The sequence below is a fragment of the Pseudomonas sp. P179 genome, from assembly GCF_000478485.2.
Classification (GTDB): domain Bacteria; phylum Pseudomonadota; class Gammaproteobacteria; order Pseudomonadales; family Pseudomonadaceae; genus Pseudomonas; species Pseudomonas aeruginosa.
The window spans coordinates 334,362-359,231 of the sequence record NZ_KI517355.1 but is presented as its reverse complement, the minus strand read 5'-3'; the positions used below and the strand labels follow the sequence as shown (position 1 = coordinate 359,231).

Below are 24,870 nucleotides of genomic sequence, written 5' to 3'. Positions count from 1 at the left end.
GTTATTGCGCCAGGGCGCGTTACAGGCTGCTGCACAGGTGGCCGCCATCGACCACGATCTCGGCGCCGCTCATGGCCCGCCCGGCATCGCTGGCGAGCAGCAGCAAGGCGCCGTCCAGGTCCGCCGGCACGCTGAAGCGGCGGCTGGGGATACGCGAGCGCAACTTGTCGCCGGCCTCGCTGGCCAGGAAGGCCTCGTTCAGGTCGGTCATCACGTAGCCGGGCGCCAAGGCGTTCACCCGGATGCCATGGCGCGCCAACTCCAGCGCCATGGCGCGGGTCAGGTGGGCCAGGCCGGCCTTGGCCGCCAGGTAGGGGCCGACGGCGCCGGCCACACGGCTGGCGAGGATCGAAGTGACATTGATCAGGCTGCCGCCCTTCCCCGCCGCGACCATGCGCCTGGCGCTTTCCTGGGCCACCGCCCAGGCGCCCTTGAGGTTGGTGTCGAGCACGCGGTCCCAGCTTTGATCGTCGCAGGCCAGCAAGGGCTGGCTGTCGCTCACCCCCGCATTGTTGACCAGCACATCCAGCGGGCCGGCGGCATCGAGCACCCGGCAGATATCCTCACGGCAGGTCACATCGAGGGCAAAGGCCTGCGCCTGCCCTCCCGCCACCTCGATGGCCTCCACCAGTGCCTGCAGCGGCGCCTGGCGCCTGGCAGTCACCACCACCTCGGCGCCTGCGGCGGCCAGGGTCATGGCGAAGTGGCGGCCCAGGCCGCTGGAGGCTCCGGTCACCAGGGCGCGGCGCCCGTCGAGGGCGAACAGTCGGGTCAGGTTCGGCTGCATCAGCGGGCCTCCAGGCGCTGGTCGAGCAGTTTCTTCGCCAGGCTCATGCGGTGCACCTCGCTCGGGCCGTCATAGATGCGGAACGGGCGAATGTCGCGGAAGATCCGCTCCACCACGGTGTCTCCGGTCACCCCGCGCCCGCCCAGTACCTGGACGCAACGATCGACCACCCGCCACAACGCCTCGGCGCTGATCACCTTGGCCATGCTGGAGTCGACATTGGCCCGCCGGCCCTGGTCGAGCACCCAGGCACAGTGCCACACCGCCAGGCGCACCACGTGCAGGTCCATCATGTTGTCGGCCAGCATGAAGCCCACACCCTGGTGCTCGCCCAGCGGCTTGCCGAAGGCGTCGCGGGTGCGCGCATAGTCGCAGGCGATGTCGTGGGCGCGACGCGCGGCGCCCAGCCAGCGCATGCAGTGGGTGAGCCGCGCCGGCGCCAGGCGCACCTGGGCATACCGGAACCCCTTGCCGATCTCGCCGAGCACATCGCTCGCCGGAATACGCAGGTTGTCGAAACGCAGCTGCCCGTGGCCACCGGTGAAGCAGCTGTCCAGCGAGTCCAGCTGACGCTCATGGATGATGCCGTCGCGTTTCATGTCGGTCAGGAACATGGTCGCCGTACCATCCTCCATGCGCGCCATGATGATGCCGAAGTCGGCGCCTTCTGCGCCGGTGATCAGCCACTTGCGGCCATTGATCAGGTAGTCGTCGCCATCGCGGGTGGCGGTGGTGCGCAGCATCGAGGGGTCCGAGCCGGAGCCTGGCGCAGGCTCGGTCATGGCGAAGCAGGAACGGGCATGGCCCTGGACCAGCGGGCGCAACCAGCGGTCTTTCTGCGCCTCGGTGGCGACCACGTCCATCAGGTGGATGTTGCCTTCGTCCGGGGCATGGATGTTCAGCGCCACCGGGCCCAGCGGCGAGTAGCCGGCCTCTTCGAAGACGATCGCCTTGGCCACGTGGCTCAGCGCCAGGCCACCCATTTCGCGACTGGCGTGGGGCGTCAGCAAGCCGGCCGCGCGGGCGCGGGCCACCAGGTCCTGGCGCAGGGCGTCGCTGGGGCCGTGGCTGTCCTGGCGGGGGTCGTTCTCGAGCGGGATGACCTGTTCGGCGATGAAGTCTCGGGTCTTGGCCTGCAAGGCGAGCAGTTCGTCCGGGAGGGTGAAGTTCATGGTTGTCCTTCTGGGTGCTTGTCTGTCGGGAATGAGATGGCTGATGCCGTTCAGGGCAAGGCCTTGGGGTTGCTGATCGCCAAGCGGGCGAGCGTGACCTGGCGCAATGTCTCGACCAGGGTGCGACGGGTTTGCGGGGCGTCATGGCTGCCCTGGCGAATGGCCCGTGCCAGTTGGCGGCGCAGGTCGGGCAAGGCTGCGGGCGCCTCGTCGACCAAGGCGGCCAGACGTGTCCGCTCCTGGTCCTCGGCCAGCGTCCCCAGGCGGCTTTCGCGGGCTGCGATGGCCATGGCATTGGCGATCATCAGGGCCGGGTAACGCAGCTCGCCGGGCAGCGCTGGCAGCAGTTGCTCCAGAAGCGTCGAGCGAGCGATGTCGAGCAGTTCATGGGCATCGGGCTGGGTCATGGCGCTTCGGCTCCGGTCATGTGCAGGATGTCGAGCTCAAGCTCCGGCAGCAGTCGTGCGGTCAGTGCCAGCTCAATGGACGGCTCTTCGCCGGACAGGTGGCGCTGGCCTTGCTGCAGGGCGATCACCGCCCAGCGCAGGGTGGCCATGACCTGCCAGTAGTGCAGTTGGCTGCGCTCGATACGCAGCGGAGACACCTCGTGGTAGCCCCCCAGGAAGTCCTCCAGTTGGCCGATACCGCCGGCCTCGAGGTCTGGGCGGGTGAAGCGCCAGCAGCGGGCGGTGAACCAGCCGAGGTCCTCGCACGGGTCGCCCCAGCCGGTGAACTCCCAGTCGAGTACGGCTTCGAGTCCCTGTTCGCTGGCCAGGTAGTTGCCGGTGCGGTAGTCACGGTGCAACAGACACAGGATGCTGTTGCGCGGTGCGTGCAGCTCGCACCAGCGCAGGCCCCACTCCAGCACCGGATAGGCATCGGCGAGGGTGTCGAGGTAGTGGCGATAGGCGGCGATGGTCGCCAAGGCCGGTGAGCGGGTTGGCATCGGCAGGAAATCCAGCGCGGCGCACGGCGGGCGAACCTGATGCAGGCGCGCCAGGTTGGCGCCAAGCTGCGCCGCCAGCTGCGCCCGGCCCTGGGTGCCGGCGCCAGCGCTGAGCAAGCGACCGGCGGCGACACCCGGCACGTACTCCATCAGGAAGAACACCCGCCCATGCACGCGCATATCGCGGCACAGCCACAGCGGGCGCGGTACTTTCACACCGGCTTGATGAACCACTTGCAGCACCGCGAACTCCTGTTCGCGGTCAAGGCTGGCGGGTAGCGCGGAAAGCGCGTCGCTGCGCAGCACCCAACGCCGGGCGCCAGCCCAGGGGCCGCCTTCGATCAGCAGGTCCAGCAGCCAGTTTTCCTGGATGGCGCCGCCGCTCAGGCGCTGGCGTGCCTGGATGACCACCCGCTTCGCTGCGGCGTGCTCGCGGATGAACTCGACCAGTGGCTGGTCGTCCGGGGCCACGAATGTCTCGCCGTCCCGTACGGTCGTAGGAGGAGTGCTCATGGGGTTGTAGGGCCTGCCTGTAGTCATGTTGTCAGACAGCTTTAGCAACGCCTGGGCCAATTTTCGGGATATGCCTGTAACCCGCGCGCTCTCTGGCGCCAGGCTTTTCCATGGCGCTCGACGAAGCAATCCGGGTTTCACTTTTGCAACGAACTGATTCAGTATCGAAACAATTCAATCCTGAACAGGTCTCGACATGCGTCCTCCCCTTTCCCAGGTCGTCGTGCTGGTCAGTCACCTTCAACGACCTCGGCAGCGCAGTCGCCTCGCCAGCCTGGTGGCCGGCCTGGCGGCGGGCTACCCGGACGTCCATATCGAGGTGCTCGACACCTCGGTATCCGAAGCCCTGCAAACCGCCCGCGATCTCGAACAGCGCGGCAAGGCCGACGTGTTCGTCTGTGCTGGCGCCACTGCCGCCTACCTGCGTAGACACCTGGCACGTCCGGTTCTGACGATGCGCGTTGGCGGCGGAGACCTGTTGCGTGCGCTGGAGCAAGCCCGCGAACACTCCTCCCATGTCGCCCTGCTCAGCTACAACCGCATCGACCGGGACCTGCAAGCCATGCGAACGCTGTTCACGGTGCAGGTTCACCAGGTCGCCTATACCACCCTGGAAGAGGCTCGCCAGGCTGTCCTGGAGGTAGCCCGGCTGGGTTGCCGCAGCATCATCGGTTCGTCGACGGTGGTGGAGCTGGCGGAACAGGCAGGCCTGCACGGCGTGCTGTCGCTGAGCGAAGACACTGCGCGCAAGGCGCTCGAGGAAGCCATGGGAGTCCTCGACAGCCAGCGCCTGGAGATCGCCAAGCGGCGGCATCTGGACGCGGTGCTGCAACACATTCCAAGCGGTGTGGCAGCGGTCGACAACCAGGGTGTGGTGCAATCGCTCAACCCTGCCCTTGCCCAGTTGCTGGAGTTGCCGGTCAGCTCGGCTCTGGGTCGACCGTTACAGCAGCTATGCCCGGAGCTTGACCTGCAACAGGCGCTAGAGGATGGCGGTGGCGAGGAAAACCGGGTGATCCGGCTGGGCTCGCACGCCGTGGTCAGCAATCTCCTGCCGATCCTGGAGAATGGCGAGCGTACCGGCCTGGTGCTCACCTGCCAGGACATCACCGCCGTGCAGCGCGCGGATCAACGCATCCGCTCCACTCGCCGTCCAGGTGCCTTCACCGCGCGTTACCGGCTCGAACAACTCAACGGCGCGAGCAAGGCCAACCGTGAGATGTTGCAGCTGGCCAAGCGCTTTGCCGCCAGCCATTCGACCATCCTGATCACTGGCGAAAGCGGCACCGGCAAGGAACTGCTCGCCCAAGGGATCCATAACGAGAGCCCTCGCCGGCACGGGCCTTTCGTCGCCATCAACTGCGCGGCGTTTCCCGAGTCGCTACTGGAAAGCGAACTGTTCGGCTACGAGGAAGGCGCCTTCAGCGGTTCGCGCAAAGGCGGCAAGCCCGGCCTGTTCGAGGCGGCGCACCGTGGCACGCTGTTCCTCGACGAGATCGGCGACATGCCTGTGTCGCTGCAGACTCGCCTCCTTCGTGTATTGCAGGAGCGAGAGGTCTTGCGCCTGGGCGGCACCGAGCCGATCTCCATCGACGTGCGCATCGTCGCCGCCACCCACAAGGACCTGGGGGCCGCCATGAAGGATCGCGAGTTTCGCACCGACCTGTATTACCGGCTGAATATCCTGCGCTTGCAGACCACTCCCCTGCGCGAGCGGCCCGAGGACATTCCTCTGATTTGCCAGGGAATCAGCCAGCGCCTGCTGGTCCAGGGCCAGCCACCGGGTGCCGCAGGCATAACGACGCTCCTGCTACCCTACCTCGTCCGCCATTCCTGGCCCGGAAACGTCAGGGAACTGGAGAATGTCATCGAACGGGCGATGCTCTCCGCCAGCGAAATCTTCCATGAGCACGGCGTGGATGAGCATTACCTGGCTCGCGTGCTGCCCGAGCTATTCGAAGGCCAGCCTCAGCCCAGGTCCCGGAAAGAGCCATCGCGCACAAAGGATTTGCACGCCATCGGCAAAACCGCGCAGTTGCGCTACATACAGGAGACGCTGGACAGCTGCCAGGGCAGCCTTGACGAGGCTGCGCGTCGGCTCGGGATCAGCCGGACCACGCTGTGGCGGCGGCTTCGCTCGGCACGCTGAGCAAAACGATGCGCCTGGGCGATGCGGAACTCGCCCAGGCATGGACGCGGCCGGTGCCGTGAAACTCAATTGATCAGCGGAACCTGCTTGCCGATCTGCAACGCCTCCAGCGCGTCCAGCTGCGCTTCGATCTGCAGGAAGCGCATGGCCCGCCGAGGTGACATCTTCTCGGCCACTTCCTGCACGTACCGGTGCAGCACGGCCAGCTGTTTCTCCTGCAATCCCCGATAGAGGTCGACCATCCTCGAAGCTTCCGCGTCGGTAATGCTGCCGGAACCATAGGCGCGGGCATATTCGAGCAGGAGCTGGAATGTCTCCTTGTGCAGGCTGTCCGTCTCGCCTCGGTAGCGTGAATAGATCGGCCAGAACGTCTCGGCTTCGGTGCCGTCCAGCGCCATGTTTGCCTCGACCATCCGTTTGCGCTTGTAGTTGATGGTTTCCAGCTGGTTCCTGATCTTTTCCTTGTGCTCGTTCATCACCTGCTCGACCGATGGCAGGGGTTCGTCGGCATGAGCGGCAAGGGAAAGGGTCGCGACCAGGGTGGCCACGAAAAGCAAGCGCCTGGACATCGGCGTTCTCCTTCTGGGTTGATCGAATGGATTCATGCTGCCGCGGTGCGATGCGACATCAACGGGCCCCGCTCCTCAGGGCGATCCTGGGCGCCCACTCCAGCCATTCGTCATTGGCCGAATCGAACAGGGCGAAGGTCTGCCCCGGCTTGGCGGGCTCGCCCATCTGCGCATTGTTCGGGGTGGCGAAGGCAATGCCGCCCTCCATCAGCGCCTCCATCGACTCGGTGCGTAGCGACAGACCCTTGAACAGGCTGGCGTCGACGCCGAAGCCGCTGGCATTCCAGAAACGGCTGCCGGTACGCACCAGCGGTACGTAGCGCGGTTCGATGAGGATGCTGATCAGCACCCGGTCGGCCTGTTCGCCCAAGGCCAGGTCGACGACCTTGCCCACCGGGATCTGCCGGTAGGTCACCAGGTTGCCCGGCTTGATCGAGCCCTTGCGCGGCGCGCTGAGGGTCAGCCGCAGGCCGTTTTCCCGACCCAGCAGGTTGGGCGCTTCGGCGAGAGTCTGGAAGCGTGCCTGGCGCTCGCCCGGCGTGCTCGACGGCAGCGCCTCGATATAGGGGCCGCTGACCAGGGTTCCGAGGTTCTCGGTACGCAGCAGGCCGAGCGCCGGACGCACCACCCAGAAGCGGGTTCCGCTGCGGGCGACGCGCTCGCCGGCGGAAGTCAGGCGGGCCTTCATCAGTACCCCGGAGAGGTCCGGGTTCAGCTCGACGCTTTCGATCTTGCCGATGTCCAGGCCCTTGAAGCGGATCGGCGTGCCTTCGCGCAGGCCGTCGGCATTGTCGATGCTCAGCTGGATTTCCACGCCACGGGCCATCGCCGCCTCCTCGCTGTCGAAGAGGGTGAAGCGACGCACCTTGGTCACGGTCGGCGCCTTCGGATCGAGGGTGTCGAAGGAGATCCCGCCGGTGATCAGGGTCTGTAGCGACTCGCTCTTCACCTGCACGCCGCTGAGGTTGCCGGTCAGGGTGATCCCGCTGGAGTTCCAGAAGCGCGTCGAGGTATTCACCAGGTGCGCGTACTCCGGCTCGATGTGCACACCCACCACCACTCGCTGGCGGTCGCGCGACAGCTGGTAGCTCTGCACGCTGCCGACGCGGACCTGGCGGTAGAGGATCGGCGCGCCGATATCGATCGAGCCGAGCTTGTCGCTGGTCAGCACCAGGTGCAGGCCGGGCGCGTCGGTGTTCAGCGGCGGCGCTTTCGGGCGGATGGTGAACTCGCGACTCGGCGCGCCGCTCTTGGCGAAGCGCACGTCGATATAGTTACCTTTCACCAGGGCCTCGAGGCCGGTGATGCCGGCCAGGGAGATGCTTGGCTTGACGGTCCAGAATTCGGTGCCTTCCAGCAGCATGTCCTCGACCCGCGGATCCATCGCCAGGTCGGCAGTGGCGCTGCTGTAGTCCTTGTCCATGTCGATCGACTTGACCAGGCCGACCTGCACGCCGTTGAACATCACCGGAGTGCGGCCCGGATCGATGCCGCTGACGTCGTTCATCTTCAGCTTCACGCGCAGACCGGCCTGGGCCGCGTCGTAGTCGTCGTACAGACGGAACGGCTTGCTCGGATCGGTCGGCGGGCTGTCGCCTTGACTATCGGAAGTAGCGAAAGCGATGCCGCCGGCCGCCAGGGTCAGCAACGATTCGCTACGCACCTTGAAGCCGGACAGGCCGCCGGAAATGGAGATGCCGCTGGCGTTCCAGAATCGCGTGTGCTTGCGCACCAGGTCGGCGTAGGCCGGCTCGATGTGCACCTTGATCTCGATGGTCCTCTGGTCATCGCCCAACTGGAAGCTCTTCACCTGGCCGACCTGGATCTGCCGGTAGAACACCGGGCTGCCCTGCTCCAGGGAGCCCAGGCGATCGGCCTTGAGGGTCAGGTGCAGGCCGGGCAGCCTGTCGGAAAGGGGGGGCGGCTGCTTCAGCGCGGTGAAGTTGCGTTCTTCCTTCTCGCCCTTCACCGGATCGACCGCGATGTAGACGCCGGATACCAGGGTTTCCAGGCCGGTGACGCCAGCCAGGGAAACCCGCGGCTTGACCAGCCAGAAGCGGGTACCCTTGCTCAGGTACTGGCGCGCCTCCTTGTCCATTTCGATGGTGGCCACCACGCCCTTGATATCTTCGCTGACATCCAGCGCGACGACCTTGCCGACCGCGATGCCCTTGTACAGCACCTCGGTCTTCTTCGCCTGGATGCCATCGCTGCTCTCGAAGCGCACCTGGATCAGCACCCCTGCCTGGTCGTAGGCGCGCCAGCCCAGCCAGGCCCCGATAGCCAGGGCCACCAGCGGCAGCACCCAGATCGCCGACCAGTTCGAGGTCTTGTGTTTCTTCGGGCTTGGCAAATCACTCATTCTCGTCGTCCAGATTGGTGTTGTCCCAGATAAGCCGGGGGTCGAACGTCACGGCGGCGAGCATGGTGAGCACCACCACGCTGGCGAAGGCGGCGGCGCCGAGATTGGCCTCGATGCTCGCCAGGTTGCCGAAATTGACCAGCGCCACGAGGATGGCGATGACGAAGATATCGAGCATCGACCAGCGCCCGACCCATTCGATGAAGCGGTACATCATGATTCGCTGGCGGGCCGACATCGGCTGGTGCCGCTGCACCGAATAGAGCAGCAGGGCGATGCCGACCAGCTTGAAGGTGGGGACGACGATACTGGCGACGAACACCACCAGGGCGATGGGAAACATGTCGGCCTGGATCAGGGTCACGACCCCGCCCATGATGGTCGCCGGGGAGCCCTTGCCGAGCATGTTGACGGTCATGATCGGCAACAGGTTGGCGGGAACGTAGAGAATCATCGCCGAGATCAGCAACGCCCAGGTACGGGCAATGCTGTTCGGCCGCCGAGGATGCAGCTTCGCGCCGCAGCGACTGCAACGCGGATGCTCGTTCCCGTCGGCGCGATTCAACTGGTGGCACTCGCCGCAGACCAGAATGCCGGCATCGATCGCACGCATTGTCGTTCTCCAGGATCTCTGCCGGGACGGTGATGGTTTGTCGTCGTCCAGCGCGGCGGCCAACCTGTGCCTTGCCCGGCAGGGAATGGGCACGGGGAAACCACCTGTCGGGGGAGGCTGCCGTCGGAAGACGATTCTGTCCGGGGCGTTACAGCGATGGCATGGGTTCGGCCACTCACGCGCATCAGTTGTCCGCTCGGCTCGATCTGGCCAGGCTGGGCCGGACTCGCTATTCATGCCGCTTGGACGATGATCGAGCGCTGGGATCGCATGATGCTTATATAGTTCACATGAGTCAATATTGTCTCATGTGTTTTTCTCCATCGCGCTATACGGAGCCAAGCGGCGATCCTGCCAGGAAGGCATCATGGCATTCGCCACGGAAGGAAGGACCCCCGGAGAGATTGTGGCGCGCCTCCTGTCTCATGCCGATGCAAGTGGCGGTATCGGCCGAGAATCCCTCGACACCGAGAAGCGGCTTTTCCGCGTCCAGGCATGGGACGATAGGAGCACTCGGGTAGCCCTGGATCGATACTCGCTTTACAGGCAGGCACACTGGCGGGCCTCTTCCGGGGCTCCTCCAGTGTCCTGCTGCACACCTCTGAGGCTCCGATATCCTCCGAACCTCGTCTTTGCCCGGTTCCTCTTTCAGTCAATCGCCGCCCGCGTCCCAACCCCGTCCACCAACCGCGCAATCCCCAATGGGTTGCCATCCTTCAGCGCTTCCGGCAGCCACGCGTCCGGGTAGTTCTGGTAGCACACCGGGCGCAGGAAACGGTCGATGGCCAGGGTGCCCACCGAGGTGCCGCGGGCGTCCGAAGTGGCCGGGTACGGGCCGCCGTGGACCATCGCGTCGCAGACTTCCACGCCGGTCGGGTAGCCGTTGAGCAGCAGGCGTCCTGCCTTCTGTTCCAGGAGCGGTACCAGGTCGGCGAAGGACGCCAGGTCTTCCGCTTCGGCGATCAGGGTCGCGGTGAGCTGCCCGTGCAGCCCATGCAGCGCGCGCTTCAGTTCGGCGTGGTCGGCGACCTCGACGACCACGCTGGCCGGGCCGAAGACTTCTTCCTGCAGCAACTCGTCGCCCTCCAGCAGCAGGCTGACGTCCGCCTGGAACAGTTGCGGCCGGGCCTGGCGGCCCTCCTGCGGTTGCCCGGCGAGATGGCGGACGTGCGGGTGGGCGTGCAGCGCCGCCAGGCCTTTTTCATAGCTGGCCAGCGTGCCGGCGTTGAGCATGGTCTGCGCCGGCTGGTCGTCCATGCGGGCGGCGAAGCGTTCGAGGAACGCCGAGAATTGCGCAGAGCGGATGCCGATGACCAGCCCGGGATTGGTACAGAACTGGCCGCAGCCGAGCACCACCGAGGCACTCAGTTCGTCGGCCACGGCCTCGCCGCGCTTCTTCAGCGCCGCCGGCAGCAGCACCACCGGGTTGATGCTGCTCATCTCGGCGAACACCGGGATCGGCTGCGCCCGGGCGGCCGCCATGTCGCAGAGGGCGCGGCCGCCCTTCAGCGAACCGGTGAAGCCGACCGCCTGGATCGCGGGGTGGCGTACCAGCCGCTCCCCTACTCCGCCGCCGTAGATCATGTTGAACACGCCCGCCGGCATGCCGGTGCGCTCGGCCGCGCGGAGGATCGCCGCAGCGACCCGTTCGGCGGTGGCCATGTGTCCGCTGTGCGCCTTGAACACCACCGGGCAGCCGGCGGCCAGGGCCGCGGCGGTATCGCCGCCGGCGGTGGAGAACGCCAGGGGGAAGTTGCTCGCGCCGAACACCGCCACCGGGCCGAGGCCGATCCGGCACTGGCGCAGGTCGACGCGTGGCAGCGGCTTGCGTTCGGGCCGGGCGCGGTCGATGCGCGCGCCATGGAAGTCGCCGCGCCGCAGGACTTCGGCGAACAGGCGCAGCTGGCCGCTGGTGCGGCTGCGTTCGCCCTGGATGCGCGTGGCCGGTAGCGCGGTTTCACGGCAGACGATGGCGACGAAATCATCGTCCAGCGCGTCGAGTTCGGCGGCGATGGTATCGAGGAATTCCGCGCGGCGGCTGGCCGGCAGTTGCCGGTAGTGCGGGTAGGCGCTGGCGGCGGCTTCGGCGGCGGCGTCCACTTCTTCCGGGGTGGCTTGCACGAAGCGGTACGGCAGCGCCTCACCGCTGGCGGCGTCGAGGCTTTGCAGGAAGAGCGTGCCGGCCGCGCTGCGGGCGCCGCCGATGAAGTTGTGTCCGAGGATGGCTGTCATGTCGACCTCATACAGGGGAAGCCCCGCCGGGGATGGCCGGCGGGGTTGGAGCCAAGGCTCCGCAGGAATGAAGGAAACCGTGCCGCGGGTCTCTCGTGGAGCTCCGGCCTATGCACGGCGGTGGGGCTTCAGAGCGCTACCACCCGCCCCGGCGTCAGTGCGGTCTCGACGGCGGCGATGCCATTGCGCAGCGGCGCGCCGAACTCGGCCATGGCGATCTCGAAGACATCCCCCGGAGCAGCCTTGATCCCGTCGGCGAAGGACAGCGTGGCGGTACCGAAGTAATGCACGTGGACGTCGCCCGGACGGAGGAACTGCGCGTACTTGAAATGGTGGTACTCGAGGTTCTCCAGGCTGTGGCACATGTTGTCCTCGCCGGAAAGGAACGCCTGCTGCCAGAGCACTTCGCCGTCGCGCAGGATCCGGCTCTCGCCCTGCAGGTGGCGCGGCAGTTCGCCGACTCGCAGCTCCGGCCCGTAGCAGCAGGCGCGTAGCTTGGAATGCGCCAGGTACAGGTAGTTGCGGCGCTCCATCAGGTGGTCGGAGAACTCGTTGCCCAGGGCGTAGCCGAGCCGGTAAGGCCGGCGGTCATCGCCGATCAGGTAGAGCCCGACCAGCTCCGGTTCCTCGCCGGCGTCCTCGGCGAAGGCCGGTAGCGGGAAGTCCGCGCCGGGGCGCACGACGATGCCGCCGTCGCCCTTGTAGAACCATTCGGGCTGCGCGCCGACCTGGCCCGCCGGTGGCTTACCGCCCTCCAGGCCCCACCTGAAGATGCGCATGGTGTCGGTCAGCGCGGTCTCGTCGCCCTGGTTCTGCTGGTGCATGCGGTCGCGCGTCGCGGCGCTGCCCAGGTGGGTCAGGCCGGTGCCGCTGACCAGGCAATGGGCCGGGTCGTCATGATCCAGCGGCGGCAGCACCCTTCCCTCCTCCAGCAACCCGGCATAGTCCGGGCCTGGCTCGCTGCCTCGGCGCAGCACCTCGTCGTGCAGGCCGCTGCCCGCGCGAATCGCCGCCAGCCCCAGTTCGCGCGTGCTGCGCACGCCGCGCAGCACCTGTATCCCGGCGCCTTCGACGACGCCGACCCGGCGCTGCCCTGCCCGGTCCTCGAATTGAATCAGCCGCATCTCGGCTCCTCCTGTGGGCTCCGACTATCACTCGATGATGATGAAATCCTTGAGGTGCTCTTCGGATATCTCCAGGCCCAGGCCGGGCTTGTGGTCGTCCAGCTGGATATAGCCGTCGACCGGCTGCGGCTCGCCCTTGAACACGTAGTAGAACAGCTCGTTGCCGACCTCGACGTCGAACACCGGGAAGAACTCGGCCATCGGCGAGGCGGTGCTGGCCATGGTCAGGTGATAGTTGTGCAACTGTCCGGCGTGCGGGATCACCGGCACCGACCAGGCCTCGGCCATGGCATTGATCTTGCGCGCGGCGGTGATCCCGCCTACGCGGTTGGTGTCGTACTGGATGACGTCCACCGCGCGGCGCTCCAGCAGGTCCTTGAAGCCGTGGCCGGTGAATTCGTGCTCGCCGCCGGAGATCGGCATGATCCCCATCTTCTTCAGCTCGACGTAGCCCTCGATGTCATCGGCGATCACCGGCTCCTCCAGCCAGCGCGGTTCGAACTCGGCGAGCTTCGGCAGCATCCGCCGGGCGTATTCCAGGGTCCAGCCCATGTAGCATTCGAGCATGATGTCGATGTCCGGCCCGGCCAGTTCGCGTAGCGCGCGGACCTGCTCGATGTTCCTGCGCATGCCCGTCGGGCCGTCCTTGGGGCCATAGCCGAAGCGCATCTTCAGCGCGGTGAAGCCCTGGTTCAGGTAGCCCTGGGCCTCTTCGAGGAAGGCGTCGAGGTTGTCGTTGGCGTAGAGCTTCGAGGCGTAGGTCCAGATCTTCTCCTTGGTGCGGCCGCCGAGCAGCTTGAACACCGGCTTGTTCACCGCCTTGCCCATGATGTCCCAGATCGCCAGGTCCACCGCCGAGATGGCTGCCATGCCGATGCCCTTGCGGCCCCAGGCGTGGGTGCGGCGATACATCTTCTGCCAGATGTACTCGTTGTCGAACGGGTCTTCGCCGATGCAGATCGGCGCCAGGTAGAGGTCGACGATTTCCTTCGCCACGCGCGGCGCCAGGGCGCAGTTGCCGATGCCGACGAGGCCGTCGTCGGTCTCGATCTCCACCACCAGCCAGCCGTGGAAGCGGAACGAGCCCATGGCGTCTCCCTTCTCGAACAGGATGTCGCTGGCATTGGTGCAGAAGTGCGCCTGCGGCGGGACGACCTTGCCCTTCCATTCGAAGACGCGGGTACGGACGGATTTGATTTTCATGTCGCAGCTCCTATCGGTGCGTAGTGTGGGTCAGCCGGCCTGCCGCGCTCGCAGCGGGACGGACGACGATCCGGAGGTCTTCAGCCGGGTCAGCAGGCAGGCGCCGAGCAGGCCGACGGCGGCCAGGGCGAACATGCCGGCGCGCGGGTCGGCGAACTGGCTTTCCATGAGGGTCTTGAGGTTCGGCGCGACGAAGCCGCCGAGGTTGCCCAGGGAGTTGATCAGGGCGATGCCGCTGGCCGCGGCCGCACCGCTCAGGTAGCCGGTGGGAAGGGTCCAGAACAGCGGCTGCACCGAGACGAAGCCGGACGCGGCGAAGCAGAAGGCGATCACCGCCAGGCCCAGGTTGCCGGCCAGCGCCGAGGCGGCGATACCGGCTGCGGCCATGCCCAGCATGGCCACCGCGAGCTGGCGATGCTGGCCGCTGCGGTCGGCCTGGCGGGTCACCAGGCGCGTTACCACCAGGGCGCAGACCCAGGGAATCGCGGTGATCAGGCCGACGTTCAGGCCGACCTGGCCGTCGAGGAAGCTGGCGATGCGGGTCGGCAGGTAGAACACCACGCCGTACACGCTCATCTGGATGGTGAAGTAGACCAGGCAGAACTTCAGCACCTGGCCGCTGCGCAGGGCGCTGAGGAAGCCGTGCGGGCCGCGTGCCTGTTTGCGGGTGTCTTCTTCGGCCAGCTCGCCTTCCAGCGCCCGCTTCTGCTCGTCGCTCAGCCAGCCGGCATCGCGCGGGCGGTCGACCAGGTAGAAGTAGGCGGCAATGCCGACCAGCGAGGCCAGCAGGCCCTCGGTGACGAACAGCCACTGCCAGTTGGCCAGGCCGAAGATGCCGTGGAACTCCAGCAGCCAGCCGGACAGCGGACCGCCCAGCACCAGCGCCAGCGGCAGGCCGAAATAGAACAGGCCGAGCGCCTGGGCACGGCTGCGCTGCGGGAACCAGTAGGTGAGGTAGAGGATGATGCCGGGGAAGAAGCCCGCCTCGGCGACGCCCAGCAGGAAGCGCAGGACATAGAAAGTCATGGCGTCGTCGGCGAACATCATCGCCGCCGAGACCAGGCCCCAGGTGACCATGATCCTGCACAGCCAGACCCTGGCGCCGAGGCGGTGCAGCATCAGGTTGCTGGGCACCTCGAAGCAGGCGTAGCCGATGAAGAAGATGCTCGCGCCGAACGCGAAGGCGGCATCGCCGAGGCCGGTGTCGGCTTGCAGGAAGGCCCGCGCGTAGCCGACGTTGGCCCGGTCGATGAAAGCCAGTACATACATCAGGACCAGGAAAGGCAGGAGCCGCAGGCGGCTGGTGGCGATCGCCGAGGACAGCAGCCTGGCGTGGTCGTTCATGGCGCTCATGGAGGGCTTCCTTCTTGTTGTTGTTCGACGCGGAGGCGGCATGGCCGCTTGCGTTGGGCCGACTGTAGCCAGGCTGCTCCCGCGCGGATAATCACTTCTGCGCATTCATCGATAACCCCAGGCAATACCTTTTCACCAATCAGACAATCGCCGGTTATCGGGCAGCAGCGAGAACGGCCCTGCGCTCAGAGCAGCGGCAGGGAATACGAGAGGATCAGGCGGTTCTCGTCGACATCGGCGGCATGGTTGGACCGCAGCATGGCGTTGCGCCAACGCAGGCCGAGGTTCTTCAGCGGGCCGCTCTGGATCACGTAGGCGACGTCCACGTCGCGTTCCCAGGCGCGGCCGTCGTCCATCGCCTTCGTCCGGGCATGGGCGCCGCTGGCGTAGCGGGCCATGGCGGTCAGCCCGGGAATGCCCAGGGCGACGAAGTCGTAGTCGTAGCGCAGTTGCCAGGAGCGCTCGCCGGCGCTGGTGAAGTTGCGCACCTGGATGTCGTTGACCAACGGCGTGCTGGTGCCGGCGATGTAGAGCATCCCGTCGTCGCCGTACATGCGCTGGTAGCCGGCGCCGAGGCTGTGGCCGCCGCGGGTCGCGCTGAAGAAACCGGTCAGCGCGCGATTCTCCAGATCACCGAGCTTCGCGGCACCTTCGTCGCGCGTGTCGAAGAGCCCGACGCTGGCGCCCAGGCGCCAGCCGCCGAAGCTCTGCTTGTGGCTCAAGCTGTAGTAGTCCTGCCGGTAGATGTCTTGCAGTCGCGCCTGCCACAGCCCGACCTGGCTGCGCTCGGCATTGAAGCGGTACTCCGCGCCCAGGTAGTCGAAACGGTCGGAGAACGCCCCGCCGCGCCCATCCACCGAGAGGTCCTGGTGGTCGCTGGAGTTGCGCTGGCTGAGCGAACGCATCTGCCCGCCGTGCAGGGTCAGGCCGGCGATTTCCCTGGAGGTCAGCATGCCGCCCTGGAAGGTCTGTGGCAGCAGGCGGCCGTCGTTGCGCAGGAGGATTGGCAGTTCCGGCAGCAGTTCGCCGAGCTTCAGCTCGGTATTCGACAGCTTCAGCTTCGGCGCCACGCCCAGTCGCGCGTAGTCGTCCGCTGCGCGTCCGTCGGCGTGGCGTGGCAGCAGCCCGGAGCCGGCACGATCAGGGCTGCTGTCGAGCTTCAGGCCGAGCTGGCCGATCAGCTCGACGCCGAGGCCCAGGGTGCCCTGGGTATAGCCGGACTTCGCCTGTAGGAGAAAGCCTTGGGCCCACTCCTCCTGTTTCGACTGCGCCGCGCCGGGCTGGCGGAAGTCGCGATTGAAATAGAGATTGCGCAGGCCGAGGCTGACGCTGGCGTCTTCGATAAAGCTCTCGGCGCCGGCGAGCGACGGCAGGCCGGCCAGCAGGACCGGAGCGAGCGAGGCGGATTTCAGCAGGTTCGGAGCGGAACGGGTCATTGTTGTTTTTCCTTTTCCCAGGCCGAAGCGAGCCGTGGAGCGCTGCGGCTCCAGGCGATGTGTCTCTCGTCGAAGGTGCGACGCCTCCTGCCCCGCCGCGACGGTACAGGGAGGCGCCAGGGAGCGCGTTACGAAGGGGCGGCGCTCTGGTTGTCGCGTCGCATGCAGGCGATCAGGCTTTGCGCCTGCCCATCCGGCAGGCGATCTCGAACGCCTGGCGGGTGGCGCCGACGTCGGCCCTTCCCTGCCCGGCGATATCGAAGGCGGTACCGTGGGCCGGCGTAGCGATGGGGATCGGCAGGCCGCCCTGGACGGTCACGCCGCGGGAGAAGCCCATCAGCTTGATCGCGATCTGCCCCTGGTCGTGGTACATGGTCACCACCGCGTCGAAGGCACGGGCGTCGCCCTGCACCTTGAGGAAAATGGTGTCGGCGGGATACGGGCCGTCGGCGGCGATCCCCTGTTCGCGCGCCTTCTGCACCGCCGGAGCGATGATGTCCAGCTCCTCGCGGCCGAAGCTGCCGTTGTCGCCGTTGTGCGGGTTCAGTCCGCAGACGCCGATGCGCGGCCGCGCCAGGCCGCTGCGGCGCAGCGCGTCGTCGATCAGGCGGATCGCCTCCCCTACCCGCTCCTGGCTGAGCAGGCCCGGCACCTCGGCCAGGGCTACGTGGGAGGTCACCCGCGAGGTCCAGAGGTCGTCGAGGACGTTGAACTCGCAGAACGGGCCGCCGAACCCCAGGCGCTCGGCGAACCAGTGCAACTCGTCGCTGTGGTCCATGCCGGCCATGTGCAGCGAGGTCTTGTTCAGCGGGCCGAAGAGGATCGCGTCGGTCCTGCCGCTGCGGGTCAGTTCGAGGGCCAGCGCGAGGGTTTCCAGGCTGTAGCGGCCACCGACGGCGCTCGCTTCGCTGCGTGGGAACTCGTCCCCGCCCTGGCTGAGCCAGGGATGCAGCAGTGGCGTGGCGTCGGCGAAATCCAGGGTTTCCAGCGCGTCGATGCGCCGGTAGGGGAATTCGCAGCCGGTGATGCGCATGCCGCGGCGCATTTCCGCTTCGTCGGCGATCAGCACGATGTGCGCCTTCTCGCGCACCTCGGTGTCGGCCAGCAGGCGGGCGATCAGTTCCGGGCCGATGCCGGCCGGATCGCCCAGGACCATGGCCAGTCGCGGTAGGGATGGAGCGTTCATGGGGAAGTCCTCGGGTCGGGCGACGCCTGCTGCAGGCGCACGGTGTCGGGTACGGTGCGGTAGATGCGCCGCGCGTTGCTATGGAAAAGCCGTTCCTGGTCGGCGTACGGCAGGTCGGCGACGATGCGTTTGAAACCGCCATAGATGTCGTCGAACGAGCCGCACAGGCTGTCCACCGGGAAGTTGCTGGCGAACATCGCCCGCTCGACGCCGAACAGGGCGATGCTTTCGCGGACGATCCAGGCGTTGTCCTCGACGCTCCAGCGCCGGCCGGCCTGGCCGATGCCGGAGATCTTCAACGCCACGTTGGGGCATTCGGCGAAGCGCGCCATGGCCCGTTGCCAGGCGGCCAGCCCCTCCTCGCTGCGATCGGACGGCAGGCCGGTGTGGTTGAGCACGATCAGCGTATCGGGGAAGTCGCGCGCCAGGCATGCGGCCTCGGCGAGGTTCCACCAGGGTGTCTGCAGGTCGAAGTGCAGGCCGTGCCGGGCCAGCTCGGCATAGCCGCGACGCCAGCGCTCGTCGCTCATCAGGCTGCGCAGCTCGCCGACCTGTTGCGGGCGTTGCGGACCGCCGGGCTTGTGGCGGACGCTGCGGACCCGTGCGAAGCCCGCCTGCGCCGCCAGCACCTCGGCGGCGTCCGGCGCGTCCAGCCAGGCCTGCGCCACCACCGCGTGGGGCGCGCCATGGCGTTCGGCGAGGTGATGCACGAAGCGGGTTTCGCCGAGCGGATCGCGCGGGTCCCACTCGGTTTCCACGTAGACCGTCTCGACCACCCGGTGTGCGCCGACGTCGCCGAAGTAGTCCGCCGGCAGGTAGCGGCGCTTGATCGCGCTGTAGTCGCCGTAGCGGAACGGAATCTTGGCGTCCTCCGCGAGCCAGGGGTGGTAGTTCGCCTGCGGGTCCCAGAAATGATGATGGGCGTCGACGATCGGCCCGTCGTACAGCTCAGCCATGCTTTGCCTCGGTCTTGTCCAGGGAAATCAGCAGGGTGCCGGCGATGAAGGCTGCCGAGCAGAGGGCGAAGAAGCCCAGCACCGCGGCATATCCGCCCAGGTGTTGCAGCAGCAGCCCGACCAGGATCGGCACGGCGATGCCGCCGAGGCTGCCGGCCATGTTCATCACCCCGCCGACCAGGCCGACCCGGGCCGGAGTGGCGAGCAAGGCCGGAAAGCTCCAGTACAGGCTGCCCCACATCAGGAAGAAGGCGGTCAGCGCCAGCAGGGTCACGGCGGCATAGGCATCTTCCAGGCTCGGCAACAGCAGGAAGGCGACCAGCGCCGCGAGGCCCGAGACCGTCAGCAGGCCCTTGGCCGCCAGGCCGCGGCGCACGCCCTTGCGGATCAGCAGGTCGCAGAGGAAGCCGCCGACCAGGGAACCGACGGCGCCGCAGAGGAAGATGACGAAGGTCGCGGCGCCGATACCCTTGATATCGAAGCCGCGCGCCTGCGCCAGGTAGCTAGGACCCCAGGTCAGCAGGCCGAAGAACACCATGGCCCAACTGGCGCGGCCGAGGACGATACCGACCAGGGAGCGGCCGGCGATGCCCAGTCTTCCGCCGGCCTGGCAGTCCGCTTCGGCGAGCGGGGTGGTGCGGTCGGCGTTGATCCGGCCCAGCTCGGCGGCGTTGACCCCGGGATGCTCGGCCGGGTCGTCGCGCAGGTAGTGCCAGGCCAGCCAGGCCATGGCCAGGGTGGCGATGCCGGCGATGAAGAAGGCGCTGCGCCAGGAGCCGAGCACGGCGATCAGGTAGGCGATGACCAGTCCGCCGAGAGCGACGCCCAGCGGCCCTCCGCAGTCCATCAGCACGGCGCCGCGGCTGCGTTCGCTGGAGCCCAGCCACAGCGAGTTGAGCTTGCCGCCGGAGGGGAACAGCGGCGCTTCCGCCGCGCCCAGGGCGACCCGGGCGAACATCAGCGACAGGCCGCCGCTGGCGAAGGCCGCGAGGGTCTGGAAGGCTCCCCAGAGGCCGGTGGACCAGCCGATCACCCGGCGCGGGCCGTAGCGGTCGATCAGCCAGCCGCCGGGAATCTGCAACAGCGCGTAGGCCCAGAAGAAGCTGCTGAGGATCAGCCCCTGCATGCTCGGCGTGAGCTGGAATTCACCGGCGATGGTGGGCATGGCGATGGACAGCGAGACCCGGTCGACCAGGTTGATCACCGTCAGGGCGAAGACGATGGCGAAGATGCGCCAGCGGACGTTGCTGGGTTTTGCGGCAGTGGCCTTGTCCTGGGCAGGATCAGCCTGGAGCACGGCGGTCTGTGCCTGAGCCATGGGTCGTACCTCTTTTATTGTTGTTCTTGTGCTGCGGAACTGGGTTGGCAGGTCCGGCAGGCCCACTATCCGGCTTTCCATCGATAACCGTCTAATCAAAGCTGCTCATACGGCCATTTCCTACGGTTATCGCTCCAGGTATCCGACATCCGCTTCCACTCATAACCCCAGGCTATCGGTGTATGCCTTATTTTGAGTGGACGCTTATCGGTGCGCTTCGCACACTCCGCTCTACCCATAACAACAATGACAACCAGAGGTCCTCCATGCGTACCGCATATGCGCGCTCCGTCCCCTCCTTCCTGGCCGCTTGCGCCCTGCTCTGCTGCACCACCCTGCCCGCCCTGGCGGCTGCCTGGAAACCCGAAGAGAACCTGGAGATCGTCGTCGCCGGCGGTCCCGGTGGCGGCACCGACCAACTCGCCCGCCTGGTCCAGTCGGCGATCAGCCAGAACAAGCTGCTCGACGTCAACACCGTGGTGCTGAACAAGGGCGGCGGCAACGGCGCCGAAGCCTTCCTCGACCTGAAGCTGGCCCAGGGCAACGCGCACAAGCTGGTGATCGGCACCAACAATGTCTACCTGCTGCCGCTGGTGGCCCGGCTGGGCTACCAATGGACCGACCTGACGCCGGTGGCGGCGGTGGCCGAGGACGACTTCATCCTCTGGACCTACCAGGCGGCGCCGTGGGCGGACGCCGCGGCGTTCCTCGCCGATCTGAAGAAGGACGCGACAGGCATGCGCTTCGGCGGCAGCCAGTCGAAGGACGTCGACCAGACTCTAAGCCTGCTGCTCGGCAAGCAGGTCGGCGGCAAGCTGACCTACATCCCCTTCAAGAGCGGCAGCGAGGCGTCCATCCAGTTGGCCGGCAGGCACATCGCCGCCAACCTCAACAACCCGGCGGAAAGCCTCAGCCAGTGGCGCGGCGGCCAGGTCCGGCCGCTCTGCGTGTTCAGCCACGAGCGCATGATCTACACCGCCAAGGTCGCTGCCGAGCAGTCCTGGGCGGACATCCCCACCTGCCACGAACAGGGCCTGGGCATCGACCAGTACCGCTTCCCGCGCACCGTGTTCCTGCCCGGCGGAGTCAGCGACGAGCAGCGCGCCTTCTACGTCGAGTTGATGCGCAAGGTCAGCCAGACCGCCGAGTTCAGGGACTATGTCGAACGCTCGGCGCTGGCGCCGACCTTCCTCGCAGGCGAGGACCTGGTGAGCTACATCGAGAAGGACCGCCAGCGCGTCATCCCGCTGTTCCAGGAAGCCGGCTGGCTTCGCCAGTAACCCGCGTAGCGCGACCAGGAGACGAACATGTCCAGCTCATCCGATGCGCCGCTGGTCGCCACCCGCTGGGTGGAGATCGGCCTGGCGCTGTTCACCGCCGCGCTCGGCGCGATCGTCATGTACGGCAGCCAGGATATCGGCATCGGCTGGGGCGACAGCGGCCCCGAGGCCGGCTATTTCCCCTTCTACATCGGCCTGCTGCTGAGCGCCGCCAGCCTCGGCAACCTGCTCATGGCCCTGTGCCGCTGGCGGGCGCTGGGTACCTCGTTCGTCGCCCGCACGGCCTTTCGCCGGGTGCTTGCGGTGTTCCTGCCGATCGCCGCCTACGTGGCGGCCATGCCGTTCGCCGGGATCTACCTCGCCTCCGCGTTGTTCATCGCCTGGTTCATGTGGCGCGACCGTAGCCGCGACAAACCCTACGGCGTGCCGCTGATCGTCACGCTGTCCTGCGGTGCGGCGCTGGCCAGCTACCTGGTCTTCGCCGTCTGGTTCAAGGTCCCGCTGGATGCCGGAATACTGGTCGACCTTGCGGCCTTCGTCGGGAGCGCCAGGCCATGAGCGAATTCGATTCCCTGATGCAGGGCATGAGCCTGGTCCTCAGCGCCCATCACCTCGGCCTGATGGTGATCGGCGTGCTGCTCGGCATCCTGGTCGGCGTGCTGCCGGGCCTCGGTGCGCCGAACGGGGTGGCGCTGCTGCTGCCGCTGACCTTCAGCATGTCGCCGGTGTCGGCGATCATCCTGCTTTCCTGCATGTACTGGGGCGCGTTGTTCGGCGGCTCGATCACCTCGATCCTGTTCAACATTCCCGGCGAGCCGTCGTCGGTGGCCACCACCTTCGACGGCTACCCGATGGCGCGCAACGGCCAGGCCGGCGAAGCGCTGACCGCCGCCTTCACCTCGGCGCTCCTCGGGGCGCTGGTCGGCGTGCTGCTGCTGACCTTCCTGTCCACCCATATCGCTCGCTTCGCCCTGGCGTTCAGCTCGCCCGAGTTCTTCGCCGTCTACCTGCTGGCGTTCTGCACCTTCATCGGCATGAGCCGCAACCCGCCATTGAAGACCCTGGTGGCGATGACCATCGGTTTCGCCATGGCCGCCGTGGGCATGGATACCGTGTCCGGCGACCTGCGCCTGACCTTCGACCAGCCCTGGCTGCTTTCCGGGCTGAGTTTCGAGGTGGCGGTGATCGGCCTGTTCGGCATCGGCGAGATCCTCTGCACGGTGGAGGAAGGACTGGTGTTTCGCGGCGAGCGCGCACGCATCACGCCGATGGTGATCCTGCGTACCTGGGCCAGGCTGCCGCGCTACTGGCTGACCTGGCTGCGCAGCGCGCTGGTCGGCTGCTGGATGGGCGTCACTCCGGGCGGCCCCACCGCCGCCTCGTTCATGAGCTACAGCCTGGCGCGGCGCTTCTCGAAGAACCGCGAGAACTTCGGCAAGGGCGAGGTGGAAGGCGTGATCGCTCCGGAGACAGCCGACCATAGCGCCGGCACCAGCGCCCTGCTGCCGATGCTGACGCTCGGCATCCCCGGCTCGGCGACCGCCGCGGTGATGCTCGGTGGCCTGATGATCTGGGGGCTGCATCCCGGGCCGACGCTGTTCGTCGAACAGCACGACTTCGTCTGGGGCCTGATCGCCAGCATGTACCTGGGCAACGTGGTCAGCCTGATCGTGGTACTGGCGACCGTGCCGCTGTTCGCCTCGATCCTGCGGATTCCGTTCGCCATCGTCGCACCGATCATCGTCATGGTCTGCGCCATCGGCGCCTACTCGGTGCACAACGCCATGCTCGACGTGGTCCTGATGCTGCTGTTCGGCGCGCTCGGCTACCTGTTCAAGAAACTCGGCTACCCCATCGCCCCGCTGGTGCTCGCCGCGGTGCTCGGCGACAAGGCCGAGGACGCGTTCCGCCAGTCGATGCTGTTCTCCGACGGGCAACTCTCGGTGTTCTGGTCCAACCCGCTGGTGGCCAGCCTGACCGGCGCGGCGCTGGCGATGCTGCTCTGGCCGTTGCTGGCGCGGTGCGCCGGGGCGCTGTTCCGGCGTGGCCGGCGGAGTCTCCGGCATGCCGCCTGAGCCTGCGTCTGGCGGCGGGGTGGATTTCTTGTCACCCTGGGTCTCCCCGCCGTCAGCGAGATACGCCATGTCCCGGATTCCCGACGCCAGCATCATCCACAGCCGCCTGCGCCTGCGCCAGTTGCGCCTGATGCTGGCCCTGGAGGAACTCGGCTCGCTGCGCCGCGCCGCCGACGAGATCGGCATGACCCAGCCGGCGGCGACCAAGATGCTCCACGAGGCCGAAGACCTGCTCGGCGTCGAGTTGTTCGAGCGTTTGCCGCGCGGCATGCGCGCGACGCCTTTCGGCGAGACGCTGATCTATTACTCGCGGATGATCTTCGCCGAGCTGTCCGGGATGCGCGAGGAACTGGTCGCGCTGGAATCCGGCAACCTCGGCCGGGTCACCGTCGGAGCGATCCCGGCGCTGGCCTCGAGCCTGCTGACGCGCACCATCGCCACCCTGAAGCAGAGTCATCCACGGCTGTCGATGAGCATCCAGGTGGACACCAGCGACGTGCTGGTCCAGGCCCTGCAACAGGACCAGCTGGACGTGGTGCTCGGACGCATCCCCAGCGGCGCGCGCACCGACGACCTGGTGTTCGACAGCCTCGGCGAGGAAGAACTCTGCGTGGTGGTCGGCGCGCAGAACCCGTTGTCGCAGGCACGCAAGCTGGACTGGGGCGAGTTGCAGGAGCTGACCTGGGTGTTGCAGCAGCACCCCAGCCCGATGCGCGGGATCGTCAACCAGGCCTTCCACAATGCGCGCATCGACCTGCCGAGCAGTATCGTCGAGACCACCTCGATCATGACCCTGCTCTCCCTGCTGCAACAGACCGACATGATCGGCATCACTCCACGCTCGGTGATCGAGGACTACCCGGGCAAGCACCTGCTGGCGATCCTGCCGATCCAGCTGGAGCCGCGCCTGCCGCCCTACGGCCTGATCACCCGACGCAACCGGGTCCACTCCTCGGCCATGCAGACCTTCATGGCCAGCGTACATGCCGAACAGGCGCGGCACCTGGCGAAGTGAGCGGCACTAGCACAAATGAGCTAATAGCCGCGAGCCGGCTGGACCTCTAACATCCTGCGGCATTTCAACGGAGTGAATGCCATGCCCTCGATCAAGCCCTTCGGTCTCGCCCTGCTCGTCCTCGGTCTCAGCGCCTGCGCCTCCCTCGGTCAGTCGGGGAATCGCGACAACGAGGTCAAGGTCGCCGCGCAGAAGCTCATCGGCCAGCCCGCCGGCAAGGCCTTCGAACTGTTCGGCAAGCCCGACCAGGGCCTCGGCCCTTCGTCCTACGGTAGCGGCGGCTTCTACGCCTGGAACCGCGTGCGGACCCACATGGGGCCGGACAAGGTCTTCATACAGACCGGCACCGAGTACGTCGGCCAGCGCGAGACCTGGGTCGGCGTCGGTGGCCAGGGGGTCGCCGGCATGGCGCCGGTGAGTAGCGAGGCGGTCTATCGCAAGACCGGCTACTACGAGAACGAGACCATCCTCGACTATTTCTGCAGCATCACCCTGTACACCGACAGCCGGGACATCATCACCAACGCCAGTGTGATCGACTGCCGGGACAGCCGCTGACGGGGCCGCCGGGCCCCGGCCTT

At 67.1% G+C, this 24,870-nt stretch carries 21 protein-coding genes; 6 read left to right on the top strand and 15 right to left on the bottom strand.

The annotated features are described in order from the left end of the window. Window positions 1-19 precede the first annotated feature (19 nt). From HMPREF1224_RS41945 to HMPREF1224_RS41930, 4 genes are read right to left on the bottom strand one after another with little or no spacing between them, the layout of a single operon-like run. A complete protein-coding gene (locus HMPREF1224_RS41945; RefSeq protein ID WP_010794174.1) occupies window positions 20-787 on the bottom strand; it encodes an SDR family NAD(P)-dependent oxidoreductase in 768 nt (255 codons plus the stop codon). After that, window positions 787-1,959, bottom strand: coding sequence for an acyl-CoA dehydrogenase family protein (locus tag HMPREF1224_RS41940; protein ID WP_010794173.1), 1,173 nt, complete (start codon window positions 1,957-1,959; stop codon window positions 787-789). Before HMPREF1224_RS41940 ends, HMPREF1224_RS41945 begins: the two co-directional genes overlap by 1 nt. A 50-nt stretch (window positions 1,960-2,009) precedes the next feature. After that, entirely contained in the window at window positions 2,010-2,366 is a 357-nt protein-coding gene (locus HMPREF1224_RS41935; RefSeq protein ID WP_010794172.1) for a DUF6285 domain-containing protein, read from the bottom strand. Further along, entirely contained in the window at window positions 2,363-3,418 is a 1,056-nt protein-coding gene (locus HMPREF1224_RS41930; RefSeq protein ID WP_010794171.1) for a phosphotransferase family protein, read from the bottom strand. The genes HMPREF1224_RS41935 and HMPREF1224_RS41930 overlap by 4 nt, the downstream gene beginning before the upstream one ends. A gap of 196 nt (window positions 3,419-3,614) precedes the next feature. Here HMPREF1224_RS41930 and HMPREF1224_RS41925 point away from each other — a divergent pair, with 196 nt between their 5' ends. Further along, the gene (locus HMPREF1224_RS41925; protein ID WP_003144202.1) at window positions 3,615-5,567 is read left to right on the top strand and encodes a sigma-54-dependent Fis family transcriptional regulator; all 1,953 of its coding nucleotides are present in this window, start codon (window positions 3,615-3,617) and stop codon (window positions 5,565-5,567) included. A 65-nt stretch (window positions 5,568-5,632) separates the two neighbouring features. On the opposite strand, the gene HMPREF1224_RS41920 is transcribed toward HMPREF1224_RS41925, so the two are convergent. The 11 genes from HMPREF1224_RS41920 to HMPREF1224_RS41870 form a co-directional block, all read right to left on the bottom strand. Then, complete coding sequence (locus HMPREF1224_RS41920; RefSeq protein WP_223309047.1) at window positions 5,633-6,115, bottom strand: transcriptional regulator; 483 nt, start codon at window positions 6,113-6,115, stop codon at window positions 5,633-5,635. 79 nt (window positions 6,116-6,194) lie between these two features. Then, the gene (locus tag HMPREF1224_RS41915) at window positions 6,195-8,498 is read right to left on the bottom strand and encodes a PqiB family protein (RefSeq protein ID WP_010794170.1); all 2,304 of its coding nucleotides are present in this window, start codon (window positions 8,496-8,498) and stop codon (window positions 6,195-6,197) included. Continuing rightward, window positions 8,491-9,111 (bottom strand): paraquat-inducible protein A, encoded by a 621-nt coding sequence (locus HMPREF1224_RS41910; RefSeq protein ID WP_003089139.1) that lies wholly within the window; start codon window positions 9,109-9,111, stop codon window positions 8,491-8,493. The genes HMPREF1224_RS41915 and HMPREF1224_RS41910 overlap by 8 nt, the downstream gene beginning before the upstream one ends. Before the next feature lie 648 nt (window positions 9,112-9,759). Beyond that, window positions 9,760-11,343, bottom strand: a complete 1,584-nt coding sequence (locus HMPREF1224_RS41905; protein WP_010794169.1) for an aldehyde dehydrogenase (NADP(+)) — start codon at window positions 11,341-11,343, stop codon at window positions 9,760-9,762. Between the two features lie 128 nt (window positions 11,344-11,471). Further along, window positions 11,472-12,467 carry an AraD1 family protein gene (gene araD1, locus HMPREF1224_RS41900; protein ID WP_003111007.1) on the bottom strand — a complete coding sequence of 332 codons (996 nt, stop codon included), beginning with the start codon at window positions 12,465-12,467 and terminating at the stop codon, window positions 11,472-11,474. Window positions 12,468-12,494: 27 nt separating this feature from the next. After that, on the bottom strand, window positions 12,495-13,670 hold the full coding sequence (locus HMPREF1224_RS41895; protein WP_003113703.1) for an L-lyxonate dehydratase: 1,176 nt from the start codon (window positions 13,668-13,670) through the stop codon (window positions 12,495-12,497). A gap of 30 nt (window positions 13,671-13,700) precedes the next feature. After that, the gene (locus HMPREF1224_RS41890) at window positions 13,701-15,023 is read right to left on the bottom strand and encodes an MFS transporter (RefSeq protein ID WP_010794168.1); all 1,323 of its coding nucleotides are present in this window, start codon (window positions 15,021-15,023) and stop codon (window positions 13,701-13,703) included. 185 nt (window positions 15,024-15,208) lie between these two features. Further along, on the bottom strand, window positions 15,209-16,459 hold the full coding sequence (locus tag HMPREF1224_RS41885; RefSeq protein ID WP_010794167.1) for an OprD family porin: 1,251 nt from the start codon (window positions 16,457-16,459) through the stop codon (window positions 15,209-15,211). A 172-nt stretch (window positions 16,460-16,631) separates the two neighbouring features. Continuing rightward, window positions 16,632-17,645 (bottom strand): 4-hydroxythreonine-4-phosphate dehydrogenase PdxA, encoded by a 1,014-nt coding sequence (locus tag HMPREF1224_RS41880; RefSeq protein ID WP_010794166.1) that lies wholly within the window; start codon window positions 17,643-17,645, stop codon window positions 16,632-16,634. Continuing rightward, window positions 17,642-18,601 carry an amidohydrolase family protein gene (locus HMPREF1224_RS41875; protein WP_010794165.1) on the bottom strand — a complete coding sequence of 320 codons (960 nt, stop codon included), beginning with the start codon at window positions 18,599-18,601 and terminating at the stop codon, window positions 17,642-17,644. The genes HMPREF1224_RS41880 and HMPREF1224_RS41875 overlap by 4 nt, the downstream gene beginning before the upstream one ends. Beyond that, window positions 18,594-19,919, bottom strand: a complete 1,326-nt coding sequence (locus tag HMPREF1224_RS41870) for an MFS transporter (protein ID WP_010794164.1) — start codon at window positions 19,917-19,919, stop codon at window positions 18,594-18,596. The genes HMPREF1224_RS41875 and HMPREF1224_RS41870 overlap by 8 nt, the downstream gene beginning before the upstream one ends. A 266-nt stretch (window positions 19,920-20,185) precedes the next feature. Here HMPREF1224_RS41870 and HMPREF1224_RS41865 point away from each other — a divergent pair, with 266 nt between their 5' ends. The 5 genes from HMPREF1224_RS41865 to HMPREF1224_RS41845 all read left to right on the top strand — a co-directional run bounded on the left by HMPREF1224_RS41865 (window position 20,186) and on the right by HMPREF1224_RS41845 (window position 24,847). Beyond that, window positions 20,186-21,199: a Bug family tripartite tricarboxylate transporter substrate binding protein gene (locus HMPREF1224_RS41865; RefSeq protein ID WP_010794163.1), complete on the top strand. Its 1,014-nt coding sequence runs from the start codon at window positions 20,186-20,188 to the stop codon at window positions 21,197-21,199. Between the two features lie 27 nt (window positions 21,200-21,226). Beyond that, window positions 21,227-21,757 (top strand): tripartite tricarboxylate transporter TctB family protein, encoded by a 531-nt coding sequence (locus tag HMPREF1224_RS41860; protein ID WP_010794162.1) that lies wholly within the window; start codon window positions 21,227-21,229, stop codon window positions 21,755-21,757. Beyond that, complete coding sequence (locus HMPREF1224_RS41855; protein WP_003089051.1) at window positions 21,754-23,274, top strand: tripartite tricarboxylate transporter permease; 1,521 nt, start codon at window positions 21,754-21,756, stop codon at window positions 23,272-23,274. The genes HMPREF1224_RS41860 and HMPREF1224_RS41855 overlap by 4 nt, the downstream gene beginning before the upstream one ends. A gap of 67 nt (window positions 23,275-23,341) precedes the next feature. After that, window positions 23,342-24,289, top strand: coding sequence for a LysR family transcriptional regulator (locus tag HMPREF1224_RS41850; protein WP_003089050.1), 948 nt, complete (start codon window positions 23,342-23,344; stop codon window positions 24,287-24,289). An 81-nt stretch (window positions 24,290-24,370) separates the two neighbouring features. Next, window positions 24,371-24,847 (top strand): hypothetical protein, encoded by a 477-nt coding sequence (locus HMPREF1224_RS41845; RefSeq protein ID WP_003089049.1) that lies wholly within the window; start codon window positions 24,371-24,373, stop codon window positions 24,845-24,847. Window positions 24,848-24,870: the final 23 nt, after the last annotated feature.